General features: G+C 53.8%; 1 protein-coding gene. It reads right to left on the reverse strand.

All coding sequences use genetic code 11. The features are described from left to right. Positions 1-258, reverse strand: a 258-nt coding sequence (locus KI369_RS30165) for a DMT family transporter (RefSeq protein ID WP_274382506.1), incomplete at its 3' end; no start/stop codon positions are given. Between the last annotated feature and the right edge of the window lie 190 nt (positions 259-448).

Consider the following 448-nt stretch of genomic DNA (forward strand, 5'->3'; position numbering starts at 1 on the left):
CTGCGAAGCGGTCGGACTCAGGTATTGCAAGGATGAGCTGAACAGGATGAAGTTCCCAAACAGCCCGGCGGTCGCCACTGCCAACAAAATCAACCAGCGTGGCTTACGAAACACGCGTAATGGCGGCAACCTCTTCTTCACCGCAAGAATGGCACCCAGGCCAATACTCGCCATCAAGAAACGGTAAAACACGATTGTCGGAGGTTCCATCCCCTCCAGCACCTGCTTCATTGCGATTGGCAACGCCCCCCAGCAAATTGCTGTGGTGAGGTTATCGAATGTAAAAAGCCCCGCAACACGTTGCGGGGCTTTTTACATTCGATAACCGGTAAAAATGAGCATGGTGCGACGTTAATCCGCAAATGCGCTTTGCAGGGAATCCGGTATGCAGCAGCAGGCAGGCATTGGCATTCTTTTGGCGCTCACCACAGCAATTTGCTGGGGGGCG

The sequence above is a fragment of the Bacillus sanguinis genome, assembly GCF_018332475.1.
Taxonomy (GTDB): domain Bacteria; phylum Bacillota; class Bacilli; order Bacillales; family Bacillaceae_G; genus Bacillus_A; species Bacillus_A sanguinis.